This is a genomic window from Streptomyces sp. NPDC054770, from assembly GCF_053611985.1.
On sequence record NZ_JBSHBL010000101.1, the window covers coordinates 25,777 to 33,880 of the forward strand.

Genomic DNA, 8,104 nt, shown 5'->3' on the forward strand with positions numbered 1-8,104 from the left:
GGGCCTTGTGGATCAGGGAGAATGGGGCCATGAGCGTTCGCAGCCAGTCAACCGAGCCGTCGGAATCGTCGAAGGCCGCCCACCGGGCGGGCTTCGCCTGTTTCGTCGGGCGCCCCAACGCGGGCAAGTCCACCCTCACGAACGCTCTGGTCGGGCAGAAGGTGGCGATCACCGCGAACCAGCCGCAGACGACGCGGCACACGGTACGGGGGATCGTGCACCGGGAGGACGCCCAGCTGATCCTGGTCGACACCCCCGGCCTGCACAAACCGCGCACGCTGCTCGGCGAGCGGCTCAACGACGTCGTCCGCACCACCTGGGCCGAGGTGGACGTGATCGGCTTCTGTCTCCCGGCGAACGAGAAAATCGGTCCGGGTGACCGTTTCATCGCCAAGGAGCTGGCGGGGATCCGCAAGACCCCCAAGGTCGCCGTCGTCACCAAGACGGACCTCGTCGACTCCAAGACCCTCGCCGAGCAGCTGATCGCCATCGACCAGCTGGGCAAGGAGCTCGGCTTCGAGTGGGCCGAGATCGTCCCGGTCTCGGCGGTCGGGGACAAGCAGGTGCAGCTGCTGGCCGACCTGCTGGTGCCGCTGCTCCCGGTGGGGCCGGCGCTCTACCCCGAGGGCGACCTGACCGACGAGCCCGAACAGGTCATGATCGCCGAGCTGATTCGCGAGGCCGCCCTGGAGGGCGTCCGCGACGAGCTGCCGCACTCCATCGCCGTGGTGGTCGAGGAGATGCTCCCGCGCGAGGACCGCCCCGCCGACAAGCCCCTCCTGGACATCCACGCCAACCTTTTCATCGAGCGCCCCAGCCAGAAGGGCATCATCATCGGCCCCAAGGGCAAGCGCCTGAAGGAGGTCGGCATCAAGAGCCGCAAGCAGATCGAGGCGCTGCTGGGCACGCCTGTCTTCCTGGACCTGCACGTGAAGGTGGCGAAGGACTGGCAGCGGGATCCTAAGCAGTTGCGGCGGCTGGGGTTCTAGAGGCCTGCGGAGAGCTCCGGGGTTCCAGGGCCGTGCGGGGAGCCGTGGCGCCACGGGGCGGGCGGTGCGGGAAGGGTCCCCCGTACCGCGATGGACTGCTCTCCTGCGTACAACCTTCCGGCGGACCGCCGGTCTAAACGGGTACACACCTACGCGAACTACTGGGGGGTAGTCATGCGACGGATAGGTACTGCACTGGCCGCGATGATGCTGGCGGGCGGCGGCCTGCTGGCCGTCGGCACGGTTCCGGCGGTGGCCGCGAAGGCGGCTGTGGACTGTGCCGTGACGTGGGGGAGCCTGGACAAGACCGGCGACGCTGTCGCCTCCAGGCGGCTGACCGACGTGAGGGCCGGGCAGCACGAGTGCTTCGACCGGCTGGTCTTCGACGCCCAGGGCACATCGGCCGACCCGATCGGCTACAGCGTCCGCTATGTCGACGTACTGCACCAGGACCCGTCCGACGTCGTCGTTCCGATCAAGGGCGGCGCCATTCTGGAGATCTCGCTGTTCTCCCCGCGCTACGACCCGGCGACCGGACAGCCCTACCCGCCGCTGCCGTCCGTCGACGTCACCGGGTACCGGACCTTCCGGGAGTTCAAGGTCACGGGTGGCTCCGAGGGCTACACCCAGACGGGCCTCGGCGTCCGCGCCCGGCTGCCGTTCCGGGTGTTCCGGACGGCCAACCATCTCGTGGTGGACGTGGCTCACACCTGGTGACCCCGTACGGCCGCGCTCATGTCCTGCAGCCCCACCACCCGTAGCAGTTGCAGGCGTTCGTAGGACTCCGTCCCCGGGCGGGCCGTGTGGACGACCAGGTGCTGGTGGGTGTCGGTGTTGACGAGGACCTCGCAGTCCAGTTCCAGGAGGCCGACGGCGGGGTGCAGGAAGCGCTTGGTGGTCGCGCGGCGTACCGCTACCTCGTGTTCGGCCCAGAGGCGGGCGAACTCCTCGCTGCCGGCGAGGAGTTCGGCGACCAGGGCGGCGGGGACCGGGTCGGCGGGGCGGGCCGCCGCCACCGCGCGCAGGTTCACCACGTGTTCACGGGCCCGCGCCGGGCGGTCCTCCGGCGGGAAGAGGCCGTGCGCCGCCGACGGGTCCAGGAATTGACTTGCTCCTCGCCCTGATAGGGCGAGGATTCTGGTCTTCCTTGACTGGTTGCTGTGCCGCTACGCGGCACGGTTTCCGGTCGGGAATCCGTGGCTTCCTGTTTCTTCGCGCTGTGCCAGAACGGGTTCTGGTCTTACCGGCGCTCGGCAGGCCGATGCCGCCAGTCCGGCGGCCGTCTTCACATTGATCGCGGCGTTGGTGTCCCGGTCGTGCACGGTGCCGCAGGCGGCACAGGTCCATTCCCGGACGTTGAGGGGTTTGGGTCCGTCCACCACACCGCAGGCGGAGCAGGTCTGGGAGGTCGGTGTGAACCGGCCGATCTTGACCAGGGTGCGGCCGTAACGTTCTGCTTTGTATTCCAGCATGCTGATGAACGACGCCCAGCCCGCGTCGTGGACGGACTTGGCCAGCCTGGTGCGGGCCAGTCCCGCCACCGACAGGTCCTCCACGGCGATCCCTTGGTTCTCGGAGATCAGCTTCGTGGAGAGCTGGTGGTGGAACTCGCGGCGTGCGTTAGCGACTTTGGCGTGGGCGCGGGCGACCTTCAGGCGGGCCTTGGCCCGGTTCCTCGATCCCTTCTGCTTGCGGGACAGTTCCTTCTGGGCTTTCTTCAGTTTCTTCTCGGCGCGCCGCAGAAAGCGCGGGGAGTCGATCTTCGTGCCGTCGGAGAGGACCGCGAAGTGGTTCAGGCCGAGGTCGATGCCGATGGTGCGGTCGGTCTGGGGCATGCGGGCCTGGTCGGTGGCGGGGTCGGTGTCGATGACGAAGGACGCGAAGAACCTGCCGACGGCGTCCTTGACGACGGTGACGGAGGTGGGGGCGGAGGGCAGGGTGCGGGACCACTTCACCTTCACCGCGCCGATCTTCGGCAGGTTCAGCCGGCCGCTGCCGGTGATGCTCCAGCGGGCGTTGGCGGTGAACCGGATCGACTGCCGGTCGTCCTTGCGGGACTTGAACCGGGGCGGACCGGTCTTCGCGCCCTTGCGCTCGCTTTTGAGGGAGGCGAAGAAGTTGCGGTAGGCGCTCTCGGCGTCACGCAGGGACTGCTGCAGGACCACCGCGGACACCTCGCCCAGCCAGGACCGCTCCTTGGTCCGCTTCGCCTCGGTGATCAGCTCCCGGGACAGCTGCCCGGCCGTCGGGAACGGCTGCCCGGCCTTGCGGGCGTCCTCGCGGGCGCGGACTGCGTCGTTGAACACCACCCGGGCACACCCGAACGCCCTGGCCAGCGCGGCGCGCTGACCGGCATTCGGGTAGAGCCGGAACGCGTACCGGAGTTGCATGCCGAACACGTTAGAAAGCCCGAACGGCCGTTGTCATCGGGAACATGCGTGCGGAGTGTCACCTGGCTCCCGCACTGCCCGGCTCCGTCGGGACGACACCGCGGAGTTCCGCCTCGCCACCACGAGAGTCGCTTCACCCCCGGCCTGAAGGCCGGAGCACTGCGAATGAATCCCGGTAGCGGCGGCGCAGGTTGCGTTCGCGCGGCGGGCGGGCCAGGACGTCGCCGCTCAGCGCCCGTGACAGAGCGTTCTGGGCGAGGACCTCGCCGCAGTCGGTCGTCACCAGCGCCGGGGTGTCGTGCAGCCGGTCCAGGACCAGCAGCAGCCCCGGGCCGACGTGGGTGCCGGTCGCCTCCCGGCGCGGGGGTTCCTCGCCGGCCAGGTGGAACAGGTGGTCCCGCTCGTCCTGTGTCAGGCGCAGGGCGCGGGCCAGTGCCGTCAGTATCTGGCGGGACGCGCGCGGGCCCCGAGACTGTTCGAGGCGCGTGTAGTAGTCGGCGGACATGCCGGCCAGCGACGCCACCTCCTCGCGCCGCAGCCCCGGCGTGCGTCGCCGGGTACCCGGGGGGCAGGCCCACGCCGGAGGGGCCCAGACGGGCGCGGGCGCGGCGCAGGAAGTCGGCGAGTCCGGGGCCGTCCATGCTTCCAGGGTGGCCGGGGGTGTCTGGGTTATCCAGGGACTACTGGTCCCTCGATCGGGAGGTCCCTCCCGGCCCGGACGTGAGCGGACGAGGGTGGTGGCAACGGAGCGAAGGAGAACATCGTGATCACTCTCGTCACCGGTACGACCGGACAGGTCGGGCGGCGGTTCGTGCCGTGGCTGATCCAGCAGGCCTAGGCGGGTGAACGGGTACGGGTCCTCGTGCGGGACGCGGCCCGTGGGGAACCGTTCGCCGCGCTGGGCGCCGAGGTCGTCGTCGGCGATCTGCGGGACGAGGAGGTGCTCGGCAAGGCCGTCGCCGGGGCGGACGCCGTCGTGAACGTCGCCGCCGCCTTCCGCGGGGTGCCGGACGAGGAGGCCCGCGCCGTCAACCGGGACGCGGCGGTGGCCCTGGGCAGGGCCGCGGTCTCGGCCGGCGTACGACGGTTCGTGCAGGTCAGCACCAGGCTCGTGTACGGCACGGGGCGGGGCCGCCCGCTGACCGAGGACGACGAGAGCCGGCCCGGCGGCGCGATGTGGGGCGCGTACCCCGAGTCCAAGGCGATCGCCGAGCGGGAGCTGCTCGCACTGGCGGCGGCAGGTGCGGATCGGGCGGCTGCCCTTCGTCTACGGCAAGGGGGACCCGCACCTCGCCGACTCCCAGCGCTGGGCCGCGCACTGGGCGCCGACCCAGCGGCTGCACATGGGCCACCACGCCGACGTCGGGCAGAGGCTGCTGCGCCTCCCGTACGCCCCGGCGGTGAACGGGCCGGCGTACAACATCGCCGACGACACATCCGTCACGGTCGTGGACCTTCACCAGGTCAACGGCGCCGAGCTGCCCGAGGAGATGGGCACCCGCACGGACCCCGACCGCTGGCTCGGGATCATGTCCACCGGGAAGATCCGCCGGGATCTGGGTTTCCGGCCGGTCTACCCGAGCGTCTGGATGGCCCGGGACGCCGGAGCGCTCTAGGGGAGAAGGAGGTGGCCAAGCATGTCGACCTTGCGGGTTCCTTGATCGAGGGATACCCCGATGAACGACCCGCACACCGGCCGGACGGCCGAAGAAGACCAGGTCAGAGACCACGAATGGTGCCCGCTCTGCCGCATGTGGGCGACCGGCTACCCGGAGCATGCCCAGCGCGAGCACACCCTTGCCGATGAGCTGCGCGGCTCGATTGAGCGCATGCCTGCCGATGACCTCGCCGACCTTGCCGACGTGGTGTTCGGCATGCGCGTGACGGCGTCGCCGACGCACGACGACCAGCTAGACGATGTGATCAACCTCGTCATCGACGCCCAGGAGCGGCACCACCACTGACCCGAGCAGCAGCAGGACCCCCGCGCTCGAACCGGCGGGGGTCCTGCTGTGTGGGCCGCTACGCGTCGGCGCTGTCCTCGGCGGTGGGCAGTTCGTTGGAACCTTCGCTCCAGTGATTCACCCGCCCGCAGAGCCCGCAGGCGTAGCGGCCGTTCAGCCCCGGCACTGCGGCACCGCAGTCCCGGCACGGCATGGTGGTGATCTCAGCGTCCATGATGGCGCCGCCGCTCACTCAGCGATGCCCTTGCTCAGCGGGGTGGCGTCCTCCGCCGCCGTTCCCGCGGGGGGCGTAGGGGTTTGCTCGGGCTCGTCGTACACCCACACCCTCGCCGCATGACCCGCGCCGGATCCGGTGTCGAGCCACCAGCGCTCGATGCGCTTAGCCATCGTGGACCCCTGACGCGTGGTCCCTGATCTCGGTGGCGTGGCGTGCAGCAAGGGTGATGTTGCCGCCGTCCCTCGCAGCGGTCAGTCCCTTCCAGTTCGTGGCGCACACTTCGCAGCCAGGAGCCGGGACGCAGTCCAAGAGCCACGCATTGAAGCCGATAGGCAGATCGATTGGCCTGCCCTGCGTCGTTTTGTGTTTCGTGGCCATGGCTGCGCTCCCCGGCTTGGCTGTGCTCCCTGTTGAGCAAGCTAGGAACGGGGGAAGGCGGCTCTCAACGAACGTGCACGAACGTGCGCGGCGTCACCCGAGCGAGTCAATGGCCGATGTGATCAGTGACCGTGCGGCGCTGCCATAGACCGCTATGGCCGACAACTCGGCGAACGCTCGGCCGTACTCCTGTACCTCTCGGGGCTGAGTGACCGTGAGATGGGCCGAGACGAGTTCCACGTTGACCTGTTCGTCGTCGTACATGGTGAACGACTCGACCGGCCAGCCAGCGCCGCGCGGTGTGCCCATGGGGATGATGCCGAGACTGACCGATGGCAGGGTGGCGGCCGAGATCAGATGACCGAGCTGACCGGCCATCACGTCGGTATCTCCGATGATGGTCCGCAACACCCACTCCTCGACCAGCAGGGCGAACCGATGGTCACCGGAGTGCAAAATGTGCTGACGCTCCATCCGTACGGCCACGGCGGCGTCGATGTCGTCGGGGACGTCTCGAAGGGTGGCGACGGTGCCGAGTACGGCCTTGGTGTACGCGGCGGTCTGGAGGAGGCCGGGCACGACCCAGGACTGATACATGCGGAACCGGCGGGTGCGCTCGAAGAGCGGGGCCACAGACTCCTGAACGCGCTTTAGCCCGGCACGCTCCATGCGGCGCCACTCGACGTAAGCGCCCTCGATGTTCCGCGCGGTGGCGATCAGGTCAGCGGTCTGTTCCTGGGCGTTGCAATGCAGCGCGTAGGCACGGATGTCAGCATCCGATGGTGGAGTGCGTCCATGTTCCAGACGGGAGCACTTCGACTCGTGCCAGCCTTCCAACGCGGCCAGCGCCCGCGCGGTGAGACCCGAGTCTTTCCGGATCTCGCGCAGGCGCTGACCGAGTGCTCGTCGCGCTTCGGCGACGCTGGATGATGCGCTGCTCAATGAGGGTTGTACTCCGCGTGGTCCAGGGCCAGATTCCATACGGTTTCGAACGCGTCAGCGCAGAGCTTCACGACCGCCGGATCGCGGGTGAACTCTTCGTCATCCGGTGCAAGTTCCCCGTCACCGGCGAAGTGGTGGAAGAGAACTGACTCACCGTCGAAGAGCCAATAGTCGTTCCCGGGCAGGGCCAGCCCTGATGCGTGGCGGCGCGGCAGCCAACGCACCTGTTCGCCCGCGTCCACATTGGGACCGGTCAGGTGATGCTCAAACCGGATGTAGTCGCTCACCGGCTCCGAGACGATCCGGGCCCGCCGGATCTCGACCCCTTGGGCGACAAGGTCGGCGGCGAGCCGCAGCCACGGGCGCCGGTCAGGCTCGCTGTCTGCCGGATCGTCACGGACGCCGTTCTGCCATGCGACGAACCGGGGGTCGGATCGCATGTAGCCGTCGCGCATCTCCAGGTGAACCGCTGAGCGGGTGCAACTCCTCAACATGTCCTCAAGAGTCGGTTCCACCGCCACCGCTCACCTCCGGGAAGAACTGCATCATGCGCTTCGGGATCTCCACCACATCCTCGTGCCCGGGAAGGTCCATCTGCGACCGACGCTCATCGTCAACCACCTTCCAGCCCTGAACCAGGTAGGTGTCTTTCTCGTCGTCCAGGTAGATGGTGGGTGACTTGCCGTCGGGGCTGTCGGGGTCCTGGCCGAGCTTTACGAGCGCCATCACTGCCTCCGAGTCGTCGTCGGACTTGCCATGTCCGATCTTGCGCTCAACGCCGCGCCAAGGCCAGGAACTTGCGCGAACTTGCACGCGATTCGCGACCTGCCACACTCTCCAGCATGGATGCAGGGTTGGCCGCAGTGCTCGGGGCACTGGCGGGGGCGGTAGCCACGACAGGGGCGGCGTTCGCTGCAGGGTGGTCGGCGCGCGAACAGGCGAAGTTCGCGGCACGGGCGGAGCACAAACGACAGCGCAGGGAACCGAGGGAGAAGGCCTACAAGGCCTTTCTGTCCGAGGCCATAGCTTTGAGGGAGCTGCTCCGGATCGTCTGCTCCTACGACGCATTGCCCGAAGCTGTACGCCGCTCCGCGATGACTGCTGACACCCTTGCGCAGGCTGAGGGAATCGAGTAATTGTCAATTCCTGTGGATCAGTTGCGGTCGACCAGGCCGCGATAGTGGCGGAACCTTCGATAAGGTTGCAGGCTGGCCCCCCGCTCAC

At 68.7% G+C, this 8,104-nt stretch carries 10 protein-coding genes and 3 pseudogenes; 5 read left to right on the forward strand and 8 right to left on the reverse strand.

Going from position 1 to position 8,104, the window contains the following annotated elements; genetic code table 11:
- The first annotated feature begins 29 nt into the window (after window positions 1-29).
- On the forward strand, window positions 30-989 hold the full coding sequence (gene era / locus ACWGKQ_RS46100; RefSeq protein ID WP_453298076.1) for a GTPase Era: 960 nt from the start codon (window positions 30-32) through the stop codon (window positions 987-989).
- 174 nt (window positions 990-1,163) lie between these two features.
- Window positions 1,164-1,706: an AMIN-like domain-containing (lipo)protein gene (locus ACWGKQ_RS46105; protein WP_453298077.1), complete on the forward strand. Its 543-nt coding sequence runs from the start codon at window positions 1,164-1,166 to the stop codon at window positions 1,704-1,706.
- Here ACWGKQ_RS46105 and ACWGKQ_RS46110 read toward each other — a convergent pair.
- The 3 genes and pseudogenes from ACWGKQ_RS46110 to ACWGKQ_RS46120 all read right to left on the reverse strand — a co-directional run.
- Window positions 1,694-2,092: pseudogene (locus ACWGKQ_RS46110) on the reverse strand (MmyB family transcriptional regulator); the annotation flags it as partial. The gene ACWGKQ_RS46105 and the pseudogene ACWGKQ_RS46110 overlap by 13 nt on opposite strands.
- Window positions 2,093-2,155: 63 nt before the next feature.
- Window positions 2,156-3,379, reverse strand: coding sequence for an RNA-guided endonuclease InsQ/TnpB family protein (locus ACWGKQ_RS46115; RefSeq protein ID WP_453298078.1), 1,224 nt, complete (start codon window positions 3,377-3,379; stop codon window positions 2,156-2,158).
- A 175-nt stretch (window positions 3,380-3,554) separates the two neighbouring features.
- Window positions 3,555-4,020: pseudogene (locus ACWGKQ_RS46120) on the reverse strand (helix-turn-helix domain-containing protein); the annotation flags it as partial.
- A 122-nt stretch (window positions 4,021-4,142) separates the two neighbouring features.
- On the opposite strand from ACWGKQ_RS46120, the pseudogene ACWGKQ_RS46125 reads away from it, so the two are divergent.
- Together ACWGKQ_RS46125 and ACWGKQ_RS46130 are read left to right on the forward strand one after the other, a co-directional pair.
- Window positions 4,143-4,995 (forward strand): annotated as a pseudogene (locus tag ACWGKQ_RS46125) (NAD-dependent epimerase/dehydratase family protein).
- Between the two features lie 60 nt (window positions 4,996-5,055).
- Window positions 5,056-5,343 carry a hypothetical protein gene (locus ACWGKQ_RS46130; RefSeq protein WP_453298079.1) on the forward strand — a complete coding sequence of 96 codons (288 nt, stop codon included), beginning with the start codon at window positions 5,056-5,058 and terminating at the stop codon, window positions 5,341-5,343.
- Between the two features lie 58 nt (window positions 5,344-5,401).
- Here ACWGKQ_RS46130 and ACWGKQ_RS46135 read toward each other — a convergent pair whose 3' ends face one another.
- From ACWGKQ_RS46135 to ACWGKQ_RS46155, 5 genes are all read right to left on the reverse strand, one after another.
- Window positions 5,402-5,557, reverse strand: coding sequence for a hypothetical protein (locus ACWGKQ_RS46135; RefSeq protein WP_453298080.1), 156 nt, complete (start codon window positions 5,555-5,557; stop codon window positions 5,402-5,404).
- A 14-nt stretch (window positions 5,558-5,571) separates the two neighbouring features.
- The gene (locus ACWGKQ_RS46140; protein ID WP_453298081.1) at window positions 5,572-5,730 is read right to left on the reverse strand and encodes a hypothetical protein; all 159 of its coding nucleotides are present in this window, start codon (window positions 5,728-5,730) and stop codon (window positions 5,572-5,574) included.
- A gap of 301 nt (window positions 5,731-6,031) precedes the next feature.
- Window positions 6,032-6,880: a helix-turn-helix domain-containing protein gene (locus tag ACWGKQ_RS46145; RefSeq protein WP_453298082.1), complete on the reverse strand. Its 849-nt coding sequence runs from the start codon at window positions 6,878-6,880 to the stop codon at window positions 6,032-6,034.
- Window positions 6,877-7,335, reverse strand: coding sequence for a DUF6879 family protein (locus ACWGKQ_RS46150; protein WP_453298083.1), 459 nt, complete (start codon window positions 7,333-7,335; stop codon window positions 6,877-6,879). The genes ACWGKQ_RS46145 and ACWGKQ_RS46150 overlap by 4 nt, the downstream gene beginning before the upstream one ends.
- A gap of 43 nt (window positions 7,336-7,378) precedes the next feature.
- On the reverse strand, window positions 7,379-7,606 hold the full coding sequence (locus ACWGKQ_RS46155) for a hypothetical protein (RefSeq protein ID WP_453298085.1): 228 nt from the start codon (window positions 7,604-7,606) through the stop codon (window positions 7,379-7,381).
- A gap of 116 nt (window positions 7,607-7,722) precedes the next feature.
- Between ACWGKQ_RS46155 and ACWGKQ_RS46160 the strand changes: the two genes are divergently transcribed.
- A complete protein-coding gene (locus tag ACWGKQ_RS46160) occupies window positions 7,723-8,016 on the forward strand; it encodes a hypothetical protein (protein ID WP_453298084.1) in 294 nt (97 codons plus the stop codon).
- Window positions 8,017-8,104: the final 88 nt, after the last annotated feature.